The following is a 19,016-nucleotide window of genomic DNA, read 5'->3' on the forward strand; positions in this document are numbered from 1 at the left end:
CATAAGGATATAATTTTTAAAGACGAACAAATGTTTGATAGGGGTGATGTGAGATGCAAAAGTTTGAAATCCTTTCAGAATACAGGCCTACCGGCGATCAACCACAAGCTATTGAAAAATTAAGCCAAGGGATTAATAAGGGAATAAAGCATCAGAATCTTTTAGGGGTTACAGGTTCTGGGAAGACTTTTACCATGGCTAATGTCATTGAGAAAACACAAAAGCCTACCTTGGTGATTGCTCATAACAAAACATTGGCAGCACAGCTTTGTAGTGAATTCAAAGAATTTTTTCCTAATAATGCTGTAGAATATTTTGTGAGTTATTATGACTATTATCAACCAGAGGCCTATGTTGCCCATACAGATACGTATATCGAAAAGGATGCACAAATAAATGATGAGATTGATAAATTAAGACACTCGGCTACAGCTGCTTTATTTGAGAGACGGGATGTAATTATTGTAGCCAGTGTATCTTGTATATATGGTTTAGGGGACCCTATTGATTATGAAAATCAGGTTCTTTCATTACGACCTGGAATGATAAAAAGTAGAGAGGAAATATTAAAAAAACTAGTAGAGATTCAATATGCTAGAAATGATATTAATTTCATTCGAGGAACCTTTCGGGTGAGAGGAGATGTGGTGGAAATTTTCCCAGCAGGATCTTCTGAAAATGCCATAAGGGTAGAATTGTTTGGAGATGAAATTGATCGGATTACAGAAGTGAATACTTTAACAGGAGAGATTGTAGGACTTCGCCACCATATATCTATTTTTCCAGCTTCCCATTATGTAACAACAAAAGAAAAGCTAGAAGAAGCTATTGTTGATATAGAAGATGAATTAAAGAACCGCGTAAAATATTTTAAGGAAAACGAAAAATTAATCGAAGCTCAAAGGATTCAGCAAAGAACTATGTATGATATAGAAATGCTAAGAGAAGTAGGATTTTGTCAGGGAATAGAAAATTATTCAAGGCATATTTCACAAAGAAAAGCGGGAAGTAGACCCTTTACTTTGATAGATTATTTTCCAGATGATTTTTTGATCATGGTAGATGAATCCCATGTTACAATTCCTCAGATTCGGGGGATGTATGGAGGGGATCGATCTAGGAAAGGAAATTTGATTGAATATGGATTCCGTCTTCCTTCAGCCTATGATAATAGACCTCTTAATTTTGAAGAGTTTGAGGGCCTTATAGACAAAATCGTTTATGTGAGTGCAACTCCAGGACCTTATGAAAAGGAGTATACACAAAATACAGTAGAACAAATTATAAGACCCACTGGATTATTAGATCCTAAAATAGATGTAAGACCTACAAAGGGACAAATTGATGATTTGATTGGAGAAATCAATGAAGTAACCAGTAAGAATCAAAGGGTACTCGTTACAACCCTTACGAAAAGAATGGCAGAAGATCTGACTTCTTATTTTAAGGATGTGGGCATCAAGGTAAGATATCTTCATTCGGATATTGATACCTTAGAGAGAATAGAGATTGTAAGGGATTTAAGACTTGGCAAATTTCATGTATTAGTGGGGATTAACCTATTAAGAGAAGGACTAGATTTACCAGAAGTTTCATTGGTTGCAATCCTTGATGCAGATAAGGAAGGATTCCTTCGTTCAGAAACTAGCCTTATTCAAACTATTGGTAGGGCTGCAAGAAATTTAGAGGGAAAAGTAGTTATGTATGGGGATAAGATCACAGATTCTATGAAAAGAGCTATTGATGAAACAAATAGAAGAAGAAGTATTCAGGAAAATTATAATAAGGAACATGGTATTACCCCTAAAGGAATTGTAAAAAAAGTAAGAGATGTGATAGAAGCTACAAAAGTAGCCGAAGAAGATGTAAAATATGGAATAGACAAGGATTTAGGGGATATGAAAATAGATGAACTAAAAGATTTAGTGAAAAAACTTGAAAGTGAAATGATGGAAGCTGCTGAAAACTTGCAGTTTGAGCGAGCAGCAGAGCTAAGAGATAAAATCATGGAGCTTAAGGAAAAGATGTAAATTGAGGTGAAAATATGGGAAAAAGTATATTTGTTAAAGGAGCAAGAGAGCATAATTTAAAAAATGTTGATATCAAAATCCCTAGAGATCAATTTGTAGTTATGACAGGCCTTAGTGGTTCTGGAAAATCATCTCTAGCTTTTGATACGATTTATGCAGAGGGACAAAGAAGATATGTAGAAAGTCTATCCGCTTATGCAAGACAATTCTTAGGGCAGATGGAAAAACCAGATGTGGATTATATAGAAGGATTGTCTCCTGCTATATCCATAGATCAAAAGACTACTAGCAGAAATCCTCGTTCTACTGTTGGAACGGTAACAGAGATTTATGATTATTTAAGACTATTATTCGCAAGGGTTGGGACTCCCCATTGTCCTGTGTGTGGTCGTGAAATTTCTCAGCAAACTATAGATCAAATAGTAGATCAAATACTAGCGTTACCTGATAGAACAAAAATTCAAGTACTCGCTCCTGTCATAAGAGGAAGAAAAGGAGAGCATGTAAAGGTACTTGAAAGGATTAAAAAAGAAGGTTACGTTCGTGTAAGAATTGATGGAGAAATAAGAGAAATCACAGAAGAGATTAAACTAGAAAAGAATAAAAAGCATACCATTGAAGTGGTGATTGATCGAATCATTGTGAAAGAAGGTATTGAAAATAGACTATCAGATTCTTTAGAGACTACCCTTTCTTTATCAGAAGGCTTGGTCATTATCAATGTTATAGATGGAGAAGACTTAACCTTTAGTACAAAGTTTTCTTGTCCAGATCATGGTATGGGGATTGAAGAATTAGAGCCTAGAATGTTTTCATTTAATAGTCCTTATGGAGCCTGTTCAGATTGTAATGGAATAGGATATTTAAGAACCATTGATAAGGAGTTAATCATTCCAAATCCATCCCTTAGTATTAAGGAGGGAGGACTTGTTCCTATGGCAAATTCAGGAGAAGGAACTTATTATTTTGAAATGATTGATGCATTAGCGAAAGATCATGGTGTGGATCTGAACATTCCTATAGAAAAATTACCGAAAACTTTTATAGAGGAATTATTATATGGTACAGGGAAGAAGACTATAGCCTTTACCTATGAAAGTAAATTTGGAGGAGAGAGAAAGTATCGTGCTCCTTTTGAAGGGATTATTAATAATCTAACAAGAAGATATAAAGAAACAAATTCCGACTATATGAGAGAAAAAATTGAAGAGTATATGAGTCTAACCCCTTGCAGTTCATGTAAAGGAGATCGACTAAAGCCAGAAGTGTTAGCTGTAAAAATAAATGATAAAAATATCTCAGATGTAACGGAATTTTCTATAAGAGAGGCGAGAAATTTTTTCAAAGATCTAAAGTTTGATGAAAAAAGAGGAATTATTGCAAAGCAGATTTTAAAAGAGATTAATGAGCGATTAGGATTTTTAGTAGATGTTGGATTAGATTATCTTACATTGTCACGTTCAGCAGGAACCTTATCTGGTGGTGAGTCTCAAAGAATACGATTAGCAACACAAATCGGATCAAGTCTTGTAGGAGTACTTTATATATTAGATGAGCCAAGTATTGGACTTCATCAAAAGGACAATGAAAAGTTGATTAAAACCCTTCGGAATCTAACAGATCTTGGAAATACCTTGATTGTAGTAGAGCATGATGAGGATACTATGTATGCAGCAGATCATATTATCGATATAGGTCCTGGTGCTGGGGAGCATGGTGGAGAAATTATTGTAGCAGGAAATGTGGAAGAGATTAAATCTTGTGAAGAATCTATTACAGGGCAATATTTATCAGGAAAGAAAAAAATAGAAATTCCAGAGAATAGAAGAAAGCCTAATGGAAAATGGATCAAGGTAATAGGGGCCAAGGAAAATAATTTAAAAAATATTAATGTGAAATTTCCATTAGGCGTATTTAGTTGTGTTACAGGGGTATCAGGTTCAGGAAAGAGCACCTTAGTGAATGAAATATTTTATAAGAAGTTAGCAATGGAGCTGCATCGAGCAAAATCTAAACCTGGAAAGCATAAGGAAATCAAAGGAATAGAACATATTGATAAGGTGATCGATATTGATCAATCGCCAATTGGTCGAACACCAAGGTCGAATCCTGCTACTTATACAGGGGTATTTGATCTTATTAGAGATCTATTTGCCAAGGTACCAGAAGCAAAAATGAGGGGATATCAAAAGGGAAGGTTTAGTTTTAATGTAAAGGGTGGAAGATGTGAAGCTTGTAAGGGAGATGGAATCATCAAAATAGAGATGCATTTTCTTCCTGATGTATATGTACCTTGTGATATATGTAAAGGAAAAAGGTACAATAGAGAAACTTTGGAGGTGAAATATAAAGGAAAATCTATATCAGATGTACTCAACATGACTGTTGAAGAAGGACTAAAATTCTTTGAAAATGTACCAGGGATCAAAAGAAAGCTATCTACTTTATTTGAGGTAGGTCTTGGTTATGTAAAACTTGGTCAACCCTCTACCCAATTATCTGGTGGAGAAGCCCAAAGGGTAAAGCTTGCAACAGAGCTAAGTAAAAGAAGTACAGGAAAGACTTTATATATTTTGGATGAACCAACAACTGGCCTTCATGTGGCGGATATTCATAAATTGATTGGGGTATTAAATCGTCTTGTGGAAGGGGGAAATACGGTACTGGTCATTGAGCACAACTTAGATGTAATTAAGGCCAGTGATTACATCATTGATTTAGGCCCAGATGGGGGGAATCGTGGAGGTCAAATCGTAGCTGTAGGTACGCCAGAAGAGATTGCTAATACGCCAGAGTCTTATACAGGTATGTATCTTAAGAAAATTTTTGAAAAAAATAAAGGGTAAGTTTATAAAGTGGGTATAATCAACTTCTGGTGGAAGTGCCAGGAGCTGTGAGGTATCTTTTCAGGGGAAAAGAATATTTTTTTAATAAAGATTATAGGGGTAAGGAGATTATATATGCAATCTAAGGGGAATATAGAACGAACGATTAAAATAATAGGTATTGTGTTACTCATAACCTTGTTCATTTCTTTTGTTTTTAGTGTGAAATATAGTGATCATAAAGTATATGGAATGATATTTTATAGCAGTTTATTAATTATGTGGGCTTTGATCCTAATCATTCCAAGGACTATATTTACTGTTATTCAATCTATATGGAATAATAATGAAAAAAGAGAAATATATAAATATGAAATTTGGATCTATAGAATTATAGCAATATGTTGGATGATATCTTGTATATTTCATATTAGAGTATATATGGATTTATAGATAAAAAAGTAAAATCAGAGAATCTTATCTGATTTTACTTTTTTTTAGATATAAGCATTTTTCACAATTTCACATATTTCCATGATATTTTTACCACATTTCTTTTTTATAATAAAGACAAAGATTAGGAAAGCTTCCTAAAAGATAAAAAAAGGAGAGGATTTATATGAAAATGAATTTAAAAGTTTTAGGACTAGGGGCTATATTAACATGTACTTTAATTACACCAGCATTTGCGAACCAAGATGCAAACATACTTAAGAAGGTGGATACTGTAAAACTAAAAAAGGAGCAGAAAGTACTTAGTGTAGCAGAACAAATTAAAAACCTTGAAGGAGTTTTACAAAAAATAGAAAAATCCTATAAGGACGGTAAGATGAAAGAAGAAACCTATACGGCGAAGAAAGAAAATATTAAAAAGATGATAGAAGATATAAAAAGTGGTAAAGCTACTATACGTTTTAAAAGTATGAATGTTTTAAAGAAGATGGCACCCGAAGAAAGGATAAAGAAATATGAGGGATGGCTACAAAAACTAGAAAATACTTATAAAGAAGGAAAAATAGAAAAAGAAAAATATACTGCACAAAAAGAAAAAATCACAAAGATCATAGAAGATCTAAAAAATGGAAAAGAACCAGAACAATTTAAAAAAGTACATACGCTAAAGAAGCTAAAGAAAATGACACCAGAAGAAATGAAAAAGCAATATGAAGGTTGGTTACAAGAACTAGAAACTCTTTATAAAGAAGGAAAAATAGAAAAAGAAAAATATACTGCAAAGAAAGAAAATATTATAAAGACTATAGAGAATCTTAAAAATGGAAAGGCTTTAAAACAATTAGTAGTAAACCATTAAAAAAATAAAGCAATTCATTTTAACATGAAGAAGATTAAAATTTCTAAGAATAATCTATATATGGTAGAATAAAAATAAGGATGAATATAGGATAGAAAATATTCATCCTTATCTTTTATGATCAAATCAATAGGAGAGGGGATAAGAAGGGTGGAGAAAATTTTTCTTGTAGAAGATGAAAACAATTTGAATGATATTTTTGTATTCTATTTAGAAAATGAAGGGTATGAAGTGAAAAGCTTTTTATGTGGCTTAGATGCAGAAAAATGTATACCAGAAGAACCAGATTTATGGATTTTAGATATTATGCTTCCAGATATGGATGGCTATGCATTGATCAAAAGAATCAAAGGTCACAATGAAGAGACTCCTGTCATCTTTATATCTGCTAGAGATGCAGATTTAGATCGAGTGGTAGGATTACAAATGGGAAGTGATGATTATATTGCAAAGCCCTTTTTACCTATGGAATTAGTTATAAGAACGAGAAACCTTCTAAAAAGAATACCTAAAAAGAATAAAATAAAAGAAAATAAAAATATAAGAACCATGAGTGGATACACTATTGATATGAATAAGAGAATGGTTTTTGAAGGAGATAAAAGAATTGATTTGACTTCAAAAGAATTCGATTTTTTAGCTAAAATTATACAAAATAAAAACCAAGCTTTAGATCGAGAAACCCTCTTAAAGGAAATCTGGGGAGACGACTATTTTGGGAGTGATCGGGTGGTAGATGATTTGGTGAGAAGAATCAGAAAAAAAATGATTCATTTATCCATAGAAACGTTATATGGATATGGTTATAGGTTGTGTGGAAATGAAGACTAAATCAGTAAAATTTCGATTAGTGGCTTCTTTTATGGTTACTATTTTAATTTTTGCATTTATTATGGCATTTTTTTTGATACAAGCTTTTAAAAAATATTATTATGAAGATGTATATAAAACATTAGAAGCAAGTGCCAATAACTGGATTAGTGGAATGACTAGAAGTAAATCAGATGAAAGTATGACTTTAGATGCATTTATGAAAATTGGGAAAAAAGATATCAGAAAGATCGAAGAAATCTATTGGTTTGAAACAAAGAATGGGAATCTTATTAGAAAATCAAATGACAAAATTAAAAGTCATTTTACAGAAAGTATTTTAGAAAATATAGAAGAATCAATAAAAAATCAAACTGAACCAGTAAAAAGGTATGAGATGAAGGTAAAAGATCGAACCCTTTTTTTTGTTATAGCAAAGTATGAAAATAATTCAGAAAATATAAAAATTCTTAGCAACTTAAATAATGTAGATCTTATAAAAAACGTTAATAATAAAAATCAAATAAGCAATATAAAAAATACTATAAAAGATTCAAAAAATGAAAAGGATATAGCAAATATTAAGAAAGATACAAAGACTCCGTTTGTTTTAAATGTAAATAAAGTTTATCCTGTGTGGTTTTATAGAGGATTTTTAAAATGGAAAACAGAGGATGAAACCTTTATAGAAAAATTGCATTTTGAAGTAGCAATCGTTTTTATTTTAGTGATTATTACCATGTTTTTTATTTCTATATATTTATCGCGATTTTTAACAAAACCTTTATTGGAATTAAAAAATTCTGTTAAAAACATTTCTAATAGAAAATTAGATAGGCCCATAGAAATCACTAGAGATGATGAAATAGGATTTTTAGCCAATGCCATTGAAGAAATGAGAAAAGAACTATTAAAGTATGATGAAGATCAAAGATTTAAATTACATGCTATATCCCATGAATTAAAAACACCTATCATGTCCGTGAAAAGTTATCTTGAAGCTTTAAAAAATGGACTTTATCCCAAGGGAACCTTAGAATCTTCCCTAGAGGTGATAGATGAAGAATGTAGTAGACTAGAGACTTTGGTTTATAACCTATTATATATTCAAAGACTAGATTATTTAGATACGGAAATAAAGAGTAGAAAGAAAATCAATTTAAAAGACACAATAGAAGGATCCATGAGAACCTTTTCTATACAATTAAAAACTTTAGAGGTAGAAATGGATATAGATGAAGTTTGGATGGACGGAGATGATGAACAATTAAAAATGATTCTTCAAAATCTTTTAAGTAATCAAGTGAGATATGCAAAAACTAGGATAAAAATAGGTTTAACACAAGATCATGAAAAGATTTATTTGAACTTTTATAATGATGGGGAAAAAATTGAAAATCCAGAAATGATATTTGAATTATTTAAAAAAGGAAAAAATGGTAAGACTGGGATGGGACTATATATCGTGAAAAGACTTTTAAAAATGAATAAAGGGAAAATAGTTGCCATCAATGAAGAACATGGCGTATCCTTTCAAATAGAGATAAGTAAAGATTAAAAAAAGCAAAGTCAGAAAATAGTACTCTATCTGACTTTGCTTTTTTAATCTGTCAAAATTATTCCCCGGGCAATATTTTTTTCCGTTAAAACAGTACCAACAAGATCTCCTATCTTTAAATCTTTAAAATCTAAATTCATCTTTTTATCGTTTCGTTGCATAATAATTACTACATTTTCAGAAACTTGTATATTAGGTTCTACAGAGATACTATTATCATCAAAATGTTGTTCGATGGTTAAACGATTATTTTTTTTATCGATTTTACGAATTTCCCCATAAACAAAATTTTCACCCTTGTAGGGATTAGACTGGGGAAAGTCTTGGAAAGTTCTATTATTTTTTAATAGAAGAGTGTTATTTTCCCCATCACAAAGAGTAGAACAATTTAGCTTTTCTGATAAAAGAGGTACTGGGATATATAGAATGCCTTTGTAATAGATGGTTTTTAAAATTTCACTTTCATTATTGACAGAGATATTTGTATCTTTCAAATAAGCTTTAATGACCTTAAAATTTTGTGCGGCTAAAGATACAGAAGTTGTAAGTATGCATATAATAAAAACAACTAAACCTTTTTTTAATAAATGCTTCATGACTTTTCCTCCTTGACAATTTTTATAGTATAAGTGTAGACAAGGGGTTGAAAAAGTATACATATTTTAATAAGAATAGGGAATACTAATTTTTTATTATTTTAGTTACGTGATAGAGTCTTACACTTCTTCATAGAATGATGGAAAATACTATTTTTTTAAAATGTAAAACAGTAGCTAAATATTCATTTTTAAAGTGTATACAATTCTAATCTATTTAATTAATTCGTAGTTTGGTTGTATTGCATAACTTACTGTGAATTTATGGAATAAAATAATATTTTTAGTTGATTAAAATATTTGAGCCTTTGTTTCTACTAAAACTTCCTTTAATCTTTTATAATCCCTTGAATTAAGCATTGGATCTTTCTTTTGTTCATAATCTGCTATAGCTTCTTCTACAGGTAAAATTCTAAAGTCTAATCCTTTCTTGGTGCGAGATTTATCTACCCAAGTAGGAACAAAAGAAATATGAGCAATTTCTGTTTTATGGGTTTCAAAATTTTTGGTAATGTCTATTAATGTGATCAGCCCACTATAGGTGTATTTTTTCTTTTGGTCAGCGAAAAAATTTCCTTGAGAATAAATCACAAAGCATTTCTTTTTCTCTCCGTCAATGGTTGTGACTTCTTTGATCTTGGCAGGCTGGATCACATGAGGATGTCCTCCTAAAACAATATCTACACCATTTTTAAATAAGAAGTCTACTAATTCTTCTTGATATTTGTTTTGTTTTCTTTTATATTCTTGTCCCAAATGAAGACTAAAAACCATACAATCAACATTTTCATTTTTAGCTTTTTGAATATCTTCAAGAATTTTTTCTTTGTTGATCAAATTGATAGCAAAAGGATTTTCTTTAGGGATAGGAATACCATTTGTTCCGTAAGTATAGCTCATAAAAGCTATTTTAATATCTTTCATGTTTTCGATTAAAAGAGTATCTCTTTCTTGTTTATTTCTAAATGTTCCTGTATGTTTTATTCCTAGCTTGTCCAATTCATCAAGTGTATGTAAAATCCCATAATTTCTTTTATCTAAAGAATGATTATTAGCTGTTGAGAGGATGTCAAAGCCAATGTTTTTAAGGGTAAGGCCTAATTGTTCAGGTGTATTAAAAGCTGGGTAGTTACTATATTTCTTCTTTGCACCTGAAAAGGTGGTTTCTAAATTTCCAATGGCCAGATCTGCTGAAGCGATATAGGGTTTTATGGGAGCAAAAGATGATGAAAAATCATAGGTGCCATTTTTACGAGCGGCAATGTATTGCGTATTATGGCACATAATATCTCCTACTGAAGCCAATTGAATAGTGGCGTTTTTTGTATAATGAAGGGCTTCAGCTGAAAGAAACATGGGAACAGGTAGATTTTTATAATAGATATTTTCTAGTTTTTGTGCTTGCTTGTTAAAGGTTGCAATATTTTCCTCTGCAAAAGATAAAGAGGTTGTAAGGATCAATAGCATAAACATAAGCAATCCTTTTTTTAATAAATGATACATGAAAATTCCTCCTCGGTTGATTTTAAAATTTTTTTTATCATATCATGTTTTTTCATAAAACAATTGAAAAATTTTCAAAAGAAAATAGTTTTTCCTCAAATGAGCTATTTATATAGTAGCATAAAGAGGGCAAAGTTTATGTAGAAATGAAAGAAAGAAAAATGTTTAATATGAAAGAACAAATGAAGAAATTGCTGGAGAATCTTGAGTTGTTTTTTTATGTACTCATTTTTGATAAAATATAAATAGAGAGAATTTCAACAGAATGAAGATATAAATAATCTTAAAAGGTAAAGACTAAATGGCAATTGGTATAGATGAATGCTATAAAAGAAATGAGAGGAAATAAAAATGTTTGATATAAAAGAACAACTAAAGAAATTACCACAAACCCCTGGGGTTTATCTGATGAAAAGTGAATCAGGAGAAATTATTTATGTAGGAAAGGCTATTAGCTTAAAAAATAGGGTACGTCAATATTTTCAGTCTCAGAAAAATAAACCTCCAAAGGTACAGGCTATGGTAGCCAATATTGCTGAGTTTGAATACATCTTAACAGATTCAGAGGTGGAGGCATTAATTCTTGAAGCCAATCTTATAAAAAAGTATCAACCAAAGTATAATGTACTTCTTCGAGATGATAAGCAGTATCCATATATAAAGGTGACTTTAGGAGAGAAGTATCCACGTATATTCAAAACAAGGAAGGTCATAAAGGATAAAGCAAGATATTTTGGCCCTTATATTTATGTAGGAGCAGTGAATCATACCATTGAAATGCTCAAGAAGTTTTATCCTTTAAGAACTTGCAATAAAAAACTTCAAAAGAATAATGATAGACCCTGTTTAAACTACCATATTGGAAGGTGTTTAGGGCCTTGTAGTGGTAATGTTGATCATGAGACCTATATGAAAATGATTGATGAGATTCTTTTATTTTTAAGTGGAAAGTATGAAGATTTGGTAAAAAGAATAGAGGGAAAGATGAAGGAAGCAGCAAGTAAAATGCACTTTGAAAAAGCAGCTGAATATAGAGATCAAATAAGTGCCATTCATAGTATTATGGAGAAACAAAAGATCATTTCATCTTCAGATATTGATCAGGACTTAATCGCTATGGCTAGGGGCGTAGAAGATGTTTGTGTGATGGTTTTCTTTATCAGGGGAGGAAAACTAATGGGAAGAGAGCATTATATGTTAAGAGCATCAGAAGAAGATACAAGAGGAGAAATAATCAGTGCTTTTATCAAACAATTCTATGCTGGAACGGCTCTTGTACCAAAGGAGATTTTACTTGAGGATGAAGCAGAAGATTTAGCACTCATTGAAAAGTGGCTTTCTGCTAAGAAGGAATCGAAAGTAACGCTGAAACTTCCTAAGCGAGGAGAGAAAAAGGGATTACTTCAGCTTGTTCATAAAAATGCTGTGGAGACATTAGAACAATTTAGAGAAAAATTAATAAAAGATCGAGAAAAAAGAGAAGGGGCTATAAAATCATTAGGAGAATATTTAGGATTGAAAAAAGCACCCCTTAGAATAGAGAGCTTTGATATTTCTAATACCCAAGGGGTAGATTCTGTTGCTTCCATGGTTGTCTTTGAAAATGGAAAGCCAAAGTATAGTGATTATCGAAGATTTAAGATTAAAACCATAGAAGGTCCTAACGATTATGGCAGTATGCAGGAAGTCATCTATAGAAGATTTAAAAGAGGGTTAGAAGAACAAGAAAAGTTAAAGGAAAAAGGAATTTTAGATGAAACAGGAAAGTTCTCTAAGTTTCCAGATCTCATCCTTATTGATGGAGGGGTAGGGCATGTGAATGCATCTTTAGAAGTACTAAATGCACTAGGGGTAAATATTCCTACTGCAGGGATGGTAAAGGATGATCATCATAAGACCAAAGATTTACTTTATAAGGGTAAAGAATTATATATTCAAAATAATAAAAATGTCTTTCAATTGATTGGAAGAATTCAAGAAGAGACCCATCGATTTGCTATTACTTATCATAAGAGTTTGAGGGGAAAAACCCTTGTTCAGTCAGTATTAGAGGAAATACCAGGAGTGGGAGAAAAGAGAAGAATTGAATTATTAAAGCATTTTGGGTCTATAGATAAAATTAAAAAGGCTTCTATAGAGGAATTAAGTCAAGTGAAAGGAATGAATAAAAAAGCAGCAGAAGGGATAAAAGATTATTTTGTGAAAAAGGAGAATGAAAATAAGGATAAGAAGGAGTAGAAATAAGAAAAAATCACATTTAAAATGAAAAATAGATGGTATAATAAAAAATGTAGAAAAATCCAATATATAGAAGAATGTAGAAAAATATTTCAATTCCTCAGAGCGTATGTGAATTTTTTACTGAGGATTTTTAAGAGGGGGAAAAATGGATGAAAAAGAAACAAAAAAACAGAGGTAGTATAGCAAATAGAATCACATTATTAGCTTTTATTTCTATCGTAGGTATTTTTATGATAAGTGGTATATTAAATTATCAGAGTGTTAGGGAGAATATGGTTTCAGCAATTGAAGAAAAAATACAATTGAATACAATGGTTGTTGAAAAAAATATTTCAGATATATTTGAAAGTACGGCTATGATTACAGACCAAATGTCTAAAAATAAAGAGTTGGTAGATTATTTAAAAGAAGTTCAGACCCGTTCAGATATAAAAACACATAAAGATTTTAACCGTGTGGTAGATACACTAGCAGACATAAAAAAGAGCAATTCTTATATAGGCTCTGCATGGATTGCAAATGACGCAGCCAGCTTTTATACAGATGAAGATGGTGAGATTTCTGATGAAAATTATAATACAAGCGAAAAAGAATGGCAACATATGGCAAAATCTTCACAGCATGTTATTTTCTCAAAGCCCTATGAAGATGATGACACTCATGAGCTTGTTATAACAAGTGTAGAAGCTATTAGGGAAAATAATCAGATCGTAGGGTATGTGGCATTAGATATGTTTTTAAGTGATATTCCTCAAGTGATGAAAGAATATGTTATTGGACAAAAGGGGAAAAATATAATCATTGCAGAGGATGGAACTTACATTTATTCAGATGATACGGATAAGATTCTTGAAAATAAAATAACGGATGATCCACAGCTAAAAGAAATAGGTGTGAAGATGATCAATGGAGAATATAGTATTGAAAAATGCAATATAAAGGGTGAAGATTATTATATAGGATATGCTCCTATTGAGTTAAATGGCTGGTCCGTTGGTGTTATGGTGGATCAAGATGAGATACTTAGTCATTTAAAAGACATCTTAATGAGACTTAGCAGTATTTATTTAATAGGTGCTTGTTTATTATGTGCTTTAATCTATTTAGCTATAAAGCGTAATGTAAAAGCTGTTACAGCAGTTACAGAGCATGCAGAAATGTTAGCAAAAGGGGATTTTACAAAAGATGTAGAAGAGGAATTTTTAAAGAGAAATGATGAACTGGGTAGATTGGCAAAATCCTTTAAGATTATGATGGGGAATATTCAATCCCTATTGGGAGATGTGATGCATTCTTCAGAACAGTTAGTCACATCCTCTGAACATCTTTCAAATACATCACAACAAGTATCTAATGCTTCAGAGATGGTAGGCTGTGCAGTTGATGAAATTGCTAAAGGAGCTACACATCAAGCACAGGATACGGAAAAAGGGTCTGAGAATGCAATTTATTTAGGAGAGCTGATTGGAGAGAACAAAATACATATGAATGATTTGAATCATGCGTCTAATCAGGTAAATGAACTTATTGATGAAGGGATGATGATTGTAGAAGAGTTAAAAGAGAAAACTCAGATCAATGCAGAATCATCAAAAAGTATTTATGAACATATTCAGAAAACAAATGATAGTGCAGGAAAGATTGGAAATGTTAGTCAAATTATTGCAAGTATAGCAGAACAAACGAATTTGTTGGCTCTTAATGCAGCTATTGAAGCAGCTCGTGCAGGGGAAGCAGGGAAAGGCTTTGCAGTTGTAGCCGAAGAGATTCGAAAGCTTGCAGAACAATCTACGAATTCAACAAAAGAAATAGATACGGGTGTTCAGGAATTGATCAATGATGCCCAAACATCTGTAGAAATAATGAATCATGTTACAGAAACAGTAGCGTCTCAAGTAGAAAGTGTTGAAAAAACATTTGACCAATATAAAATGATTACAAAGGCAGTTCATGTGATAGAAAAAGCTATAGAGGATATTAATGTTTCAAGTGAGAATATGGAAAATCAGAAGAAAAAGATTGTTGATACGATGCAAAACTTATCTGCAATTGCAGAGGAAAATGCTGCAGGGACACAAGAAGCAGCAGCATCTATAGAGGAGCAGATTGCATCTATAGAAGAAGTTTCTAATTCAAGTCAAGAACTGGCATCTTTAGCAGAAGAACTAAAAAAAGCCATTCATATGTTTAAAATATAAAAATAAAATGTCATAGACACAGAACAATCAATTTAGGTATAATAGTATAAACTAAAAAGATGATTTTAATTAAAATAAAAATAAGGAGTAGGTGTCTATGGCGTTTGTAACGATTGATGAATTAGTTAAAGATTTAAAGTTAGAGGTACTCCACAGACCAGAAAAAGAAGAAATAAATATAACTGTGGCAGATATCAATAGACCAGGGCTTCAATTAGCAGGATTTTATGAATATTTTGCTTATGAAAGAATACAAGTAGTAGGGAAGGTAGAATGGACTTATTATGATAGTGTTTGTTCTGAAGTAAGAAAAAAAAGATCAGAAAAATTGTTTTCTCATCCTGTACCTTGCTTAGTTATGGCAAGAGATTTAGAAGTTCATAATGAATGCTTGGAGGCGGCTAAAAAATTTAACAGACCTCTTCTTAGAACAAAAGTGAATACAACAAAATTTATAACTCAGCTTACAAATTACCTAGAAGATAAGCTAGCACCTGTCATTACAAGACATGGGGTATTAGTAGATGTATATGGAATAGGTATATTCCTTACTGGGGAAAGTGGAATTGGAAAAAGTGAAACAGCACTAGAATTAATTAAGAGGGGACATAGACTCGTAGCAGATGATGCTGTACAAATTAAGAAAAAAGATAATAATACCCTAGAAGGAAGTGCGCCAGAATTAACAAAACATTTTATGGAGCTTAGAGGGATTGGTATATTAGATATTCAACATCTATATGGTGTAGGTGCAGTAAGGGATAACAAAATGATTGAACTAGTTATAGAAATGGAAAACTGGAAACAGGGCAAGGCGTATGACCGATTAGGAATGGATGAAGAATTTATGGAGATTCTTGATGTGGATGTTTACAAAATAACCATACCCATCAAACCAGGAAGAAATTTAGCCATGATTATAGAAGCAGCAGCTAGAAATCACAGACAGAAGAGAATGGGATATAATGCTGCAGAAATATTGAATGATCGATTGATGAAAAATGCAATGAAGTAGTATAAAAAGAGAAGGATAAAAGAGTATAGCAAGATAGAAAATGACTAATTGAATCAGGATTGATTGACGAATAATCAAAATGAAAACGCTCATAGCCGCTCAAATCGGTTTATGAGCGTTTTTTATTTTGTAAAATTGTGCAGGATAACTGTTTTTTGAGAACTTTCTTGAAATTTATATAAATATGAAAAAATGAACAATTATAAAAGGAATTTTAAAAATTATGTAGAATAAAGGAATAAGGACATAACCTAAATATGCCCTAAATAAAAACTTAAAGGAGGTTAATACATGTTAGGAATTTTATTTGCCCTTATTGTTACTTTATTTGTTGGACGATTAGTCCTGAAGGATTATAAACCTCAAGCTGTTTTAATGTTTGGTGGAATGGTTTTGATGGTATTAGCTATTGTGTTCAAACTCGGTGTAATTTTACCAGAGGATCAATCAACAGGATTAGTTTGGTTTGACATTTTTCAATTTATGAAAAATACCTTTAGCAAAACTTCAGCAGGACTTGGTTTGATTATCATGGCTGTTGGTGGATTTGCAAAATATATGAGTACCATTGGTGCTAGTCAAGCTTTAGTTAAATTAACGATTAAACCTTTACGTAAGATGAATGCACCTTATGTAGTTTTAGCTGTTGGTTATATGGTAGGACAATTATTAAATGTATTTATCCCTAGTGCATCAGGACTTGGTGTTTTGTTGATGGTAACCATATATCCAATTCTTATAAGTTTAGGGGTAAGTCCTTTAGCAGCAACTGCAATGATTGGTACTACGGCATGTTTAGATTTAGGACCTGCTTCTGGAAATGCAAATCTTGCTGCTACAACAGCAGGAATTGATGTATCTATCTATTTTGTAAAATATCAGTTGCCAGTGGCAATTGCGACAATATTGACTATTTCAATACTACATTATATTGTGCAAAAAAGATTTGATCAAAAGGCTGGATATGGACCAGGAAGTATTCAAAATACAGAAACAGCTGCTACGAAAGAAACGGAAATAGATGTACCAAAAATTTATGCTATCTTACCTATGATTCCATTAGTACTTATTTTGATTTTTAGTAAGCTTTTAGTAAAAAGCGTGAAAATGCATGTAATTACAGCTATGTTTATCTCTTTATTTATTAGTATGGTCTTTGAATATATTAGATATAGAGATGCCAAAAAAGTTTTTGCAAGTCTTCAGCATTATTTTGATGGCATGGGAACTCAATTTGCAAGGGTTGTAACATTAGTGATTGCAGGTCAGACTTTTGCTCAAGGATTAAAATCTATAGGAGCTATTAATACAGTAATAGCGTCTTCACAATCTGCTGGATTTGGAGCAGGAGTTATGATTGTTATTATGACGGCAATTATTGCAGTAGCAGCTATTCTTATGGGATCAGGAAATGCTCCTTTCTTTGCGTTTGCTGCATTAGCACCAGAAGTGGCAACAAAATTATCTATTCCAGCTGTAGCAATGCTTTTACCTATGCAACTTGCTGCTGGAATTTCAAGAAGTGTATCTCCTATTACTGGAGTAATTGTAGCCGTTTCAGGTATTTCAAATGTTTCTCCTGTTGACGTAGTAAAAAGAACAGCTATTCCAATGGCAGGGGCACTCCTTGTAACAGTAATTGCAAATTTTATTTTATTTTAAGACAAAACGAGGTAGGCACAAGTGTCTACCTCAAATAGATTAAGGGGATGGGTTGAAAATAAAGGTAGTTTAAAACAATTTGTGCTTTGAGCATATGGAAAGGAATGGGAGTAAAAATGAACGCATATAAACTTGATTTAAATGAATACTTAAAAAATCTAGAGTCTTTGGTAAATCAAGATAGTGGCAGTAAGGATCCAGAAGGAATTAGTAAAATAGCTCTTTTCATGGGAGATTTATATACAAAGATGGGGTGGCTTGTAAAGGTAAATAAATTTCATGAGGATGCAGGACCTTGCTTAGAAATAAGAAATAATCATGAAGATGGTATTGATTTACTATTGATAGGTCATATGGATACGGTTTTTCCTAAAGGTACAGTTAAAGAAAGACCCTTCACCATAAAAGGAGATCGAGCTTTTGGACCAGGGGTTGTAGATATGAAATCAGGACTATTATCTATGTATTATGCATTGAAATCATTAAATTTAAATGAATTAGAGAAAGCACCCTCTATTTGTGTGGCACTCAATAGTGATGAAGAAATTAGCTCAAGATTCTCTAGAAAATGGATAGAGTCTCTTGCAAGAAAAAGTAAATATGCTTTTGTGTTAGAACCTGCAAGAAAAAATGGTGCTTTGGTAAAAGAAAGAAAAGGAATTCTAAAATACAATATTGAATTTACAGGGGTTGCAGCACATGCGGGGGTGAATCCTCAAGATGGAATCAGTGCTATTACAGAGCTAGGACACTGGATTACGAAGCTTAATGAATGTAATAATTTTGAAGCAGGAACTACCTTAAATGTAGGTGTTGTCTCAGGTGGAAGTGCACCGAATGTTGTAGCGGAAAAGGCTAATGCAGTTGTGGATGTAAGATTTAAATGTGAAGATGAGCTAAGGAAGGTAGAAAGAACTGTAGAAAATTTAAGGAAAACACCAAAGCTAGAAGGAATGAAGGTGGATGTAACAAAACTTGGATTCCGTCCTCCGCTAAATCCATCAGAAGAAACAAAAGCATTGTATAAAATGGTAGATGGTATTGCAGAGGATTTAGGGATGGATATAGAATGGGTAGCTACAGGAGGCGGTTCAGATGCTAATTTTACAGCTGCTTTAGGGGTGCCTACTGTAGACGCTTTAGGACCTATAGGGGGAGGAGCCCATGGCGTTGATGAATATCTTGAAATTCCTTCTATTGAACCTAGACTAGAGTTATTAAGAAGGTTGATCATAAAACTTCTAAATATAGGGGAGAATTAGAGGT

At 32.1% G+C, this 19,016-nt stretch carries 13 protein-coding genes; 11 read left to right on the forward strand and 2 right to left on the reverse strand.

The features are described 5' to 3' along the window. Positions 1-53: 53 nt before the first annotated feature. The 6 genes from uvrB (at position 54) to K7H06_RS03055 (ending at position 8,535) form a co-directional block, all read left to right on the forward strand. The gene (gene uvrB / locus K7H06_RS03030; protein WP_223038494.1) at positions 54-2,030 is read left to right on the forward strand and encodes an excinuclease ABC subunit UvrB; all 1,977 of its coding nucleotides are present in this window, start codon (positions 54-56) and stop codon (positions 2,028-2,030) included. Positions 2,031-2,044: 14 nt separating this feature from the next. Continuing rightward, positions 2,045-4,876: an excinuclease ABC subunit UvrA gene (gene uvrA / locus K7H06_RS03035; RefSeq protein WP_223038495.1), complete on the forward strand. Its 2,832-nt coding sequence runs from the start codon at positions 2,045-2,047 to the stop codon at positions 4,874-4,876. Between the two features lie 114 nt (positions 4,877-4,990). Then, on the forward strand, positions 4,991-5,308 hold the full coding sequence (locus K7H06_RS03040; RefSeq protein WP_223038496.1) for a hypothetical protein: 318 nt from the start codon (positions 4,991-4,993) through the stop codon (positions 5,306-5,308). Positions 5,309-5,474: 166 nt separating this feature from the next. Beyond that, entirely contained in the window at positions 5,475-6,167 is a 693-nt protein-coding gene (locus K7H06_RS03045; protein WP_223038497.1) for a hypothetical protein, read from the forward strand. A 150-nt stretch (positions 6,168-6,317) separates the two neighbouring features. Continuing rightward, positions 6,318-6,998 (forward strand): response regulator transcription factor, encoded by a 681-nt coding sequence (locus tag K7H06_RS03050; RefSeq protein WP_246637617.1) that lies wholly within the window; start codon positions 6,318-6,320, stop codon positions 6,996-6,998. Beyond that, complete coding sequence (locus K7H06_RS03055; RefSeq protein ID WP_223038499.1) at positions 6,988-8,535, forward strand: HAMP domain-containing sensor histidine kinase; 1,548 nt, start codon at positions 6,988-6,990, stop codon at positions 8,533-8,535. Before K7H06_RS03050 ends, K7H06_RS03055 begins: the two co-directional genes overlap by 11 nt. Positions 8,536-8,579: 44 nt before the next feature. On the opposite strand, the gene K7H06_RS03060 is transcribed toward K7H06_RS03055, so the two are convergent. Both K7H06_RS03060 and K7H06_RS03065 read right to left on the reverse strand, forming a co-directional pair. After that, entirely contained in the window at positions 8,580-9,131 is a 552-nt protein-coding gene (locus K7H06_RS03060; RefSeq protein WP_223038500.1) for a hypothetical protein, read from the reverse strand. Positions 9,132-9,422: 291 nt separating this feature from the next. Further along, positions 9,423-10,634, reverse strand: a complete 1,212-nt coding sequence (locus K7H06_RS03065) for a CapA family protein (protein ID WP_223038501.1) — start codon at positions 10,632-10,634, stop codon at positions 9,423-9,425. A gap of 351 nt (positions 10,635-10,985) precedes the next feature. On the opposite strand from K7H06_RS03065, the gene uvrC reads away from it, so the two are divergent. The 5 genes from uvrC to K7H06_RS03090 all read left to right on the forward strand — a co-directional run bounded on the left by uvrC (position 10,986) and on the right by K7H06_RS03090 (position 19,012). Then, positions 10,986-12,872: an excinuclease ABC subunit UvrC gene (uvrC, locus tag K7H06_RS03070; protein WP_223038502.1), complete on the forward strand. Its 1,887-nt coding sequence runs from the start codon at positions 10,986-10,988 to the stop codon at positions 12,870-12,872. Between the two features lie 152 nt (positions 12,873-13,024). Beyond that, complete coding sequence (locus K7H06_RS03075) at positions 13,025-15,073, forward strand: methyl-accepting chemotaxis protein (protein ID WP_223038503.1); 2,049 nt, start codon at positions 13,025-13,027, stop codon at positions 15,071-15,073. 97 nt (positions 15,074-15,170) lie between these two features. Beyond that, positions 15,171-16,088, forward strand: a complete 918-nt coding sequence (hprK, locus tag K7H06_RS03080) for an HPr(Ser) kinase/phosphatase (protein WP_223038504.1) — start codon at positions 15,171-15,173, stop codon at positions 16,086-16,088. Positions 16,089-16,379: 291 nt separating this feature from the next. After that, positions 16,380-17,750, forward strand: a complete 1,371-nt coding sequence (dcuC, locus tag K7H06_RS03085; RefSeq protein WP_223038505.1) for a C4-dicarboxylate transporter DcuC — start codon at positions 16,380-16,382, stop codon at positions 17,748-17,750. A gap of 116 nt (positions 17,751-17,866) precedes the next feature. After that, positions 17,867-19,012 (forward strand): M20 family metallopeptidase, encoded by a 1,146-nt coding sequence (locus K7H06_RS03090; RefSeq protein ID WP_223038506.1) that lies wholly within the window; start codon positions 17,867-17,869, stop codon positions 19,010-19,012. The last annotated feature ends 4 nt before the right edge of the window (positions 19,013-19,016 follow it).

This window comes from Crassaminicella profunda (genome assembly GCF_019884785.1).
Taxonomy (GTDB): domain Bacteria; phylum Bacillota; class Clostridia; order Peptostreptococcales; family Thermotaleaceae; genus Crassaminicella; species Crassaminicella profunda.

Bases quoted from the DNA above. Each gene is read 5' to 3' on its own strand.
- uvrB (WP_223038494.1), top strand. From the start codon at position 54: ATGCAAAAGTTTGAAATCCTTTCAGAATACAGGCCTACCGGCGATCAA.
- uvrA (WP_223038495.1), top strand. From the start codon at position 2,045: ATGGGAAAAAGTATATTTGTTAAAGGAGCAAGAGAGCATAATTTAAAA.
- K7H06_RS03040 (WP_223038496.1), top strand. From the start codon at position 4,991: ATGCAATCTAAGGGGAATATAGAACGAACGATTAAAATAATAGGTATT.
- K7H06_RS03045 (WP_223038497.1), top strand. From the start codon at position 5,475: ATGAAAATGAATTTAAAAGTTTTAGGACTAGGGGCTATATTAACATGT.
- K7H06_RS03055 (WP_223038499.1), top strand. From the start codon at position 6,988: ATGAAGACTAAATCAGTAAAATTTCGATTAGTGGCTTCTTTTATGGTT.
- K7H06_RS03060 (WP_223038500.1), bottom strand. From the start codon at position 9,131: ATGAAGCATTTATTAAAAAAAGGTTTAGTTGTTTTTATTATATGCATA.
- K7H06_RS03065 (WP_223038501.1), bottom strand. From the start codon at position 10,634: ATGTATCATTTATTAAAAAAAGGATTGCTTATGTTTATGCTATTGATC.
- uvrC (WP_223038502.1), top strand. From the start codon at position 10,986: ATGTTTGATATAAAAGAACAACTAAAGAAATTACCACAAACCCCTGGG.
- K7H06_RS03075 (WP_223038503.1), top strand. From the start codon at position 13,025: ATGAAAAAGAAACAAAAAAACAGAGGTAGTATAGCAAATAGAATCACA.
- hprK (WP_223038504.1), top strand. From the start codon at position 15,171: ATGGCGTTTGTAACGATTGATGAATTAGTTAAAGATTTAAAGTTAGAG.
- dcuC (WP_223038505.1), top strand. From the start codon at position 16,380: ATGTTAGGAATTTTATTTGCCCTTATTGTTACTTTATTTGTTGGACGA.
- K7H06_RS03090 (WP_223038506.1), top strand. From the start codon at position 17,867: ATGAACGCATATAAACTTGATTTAAATGAATACTTAAAAAATCTAGAG.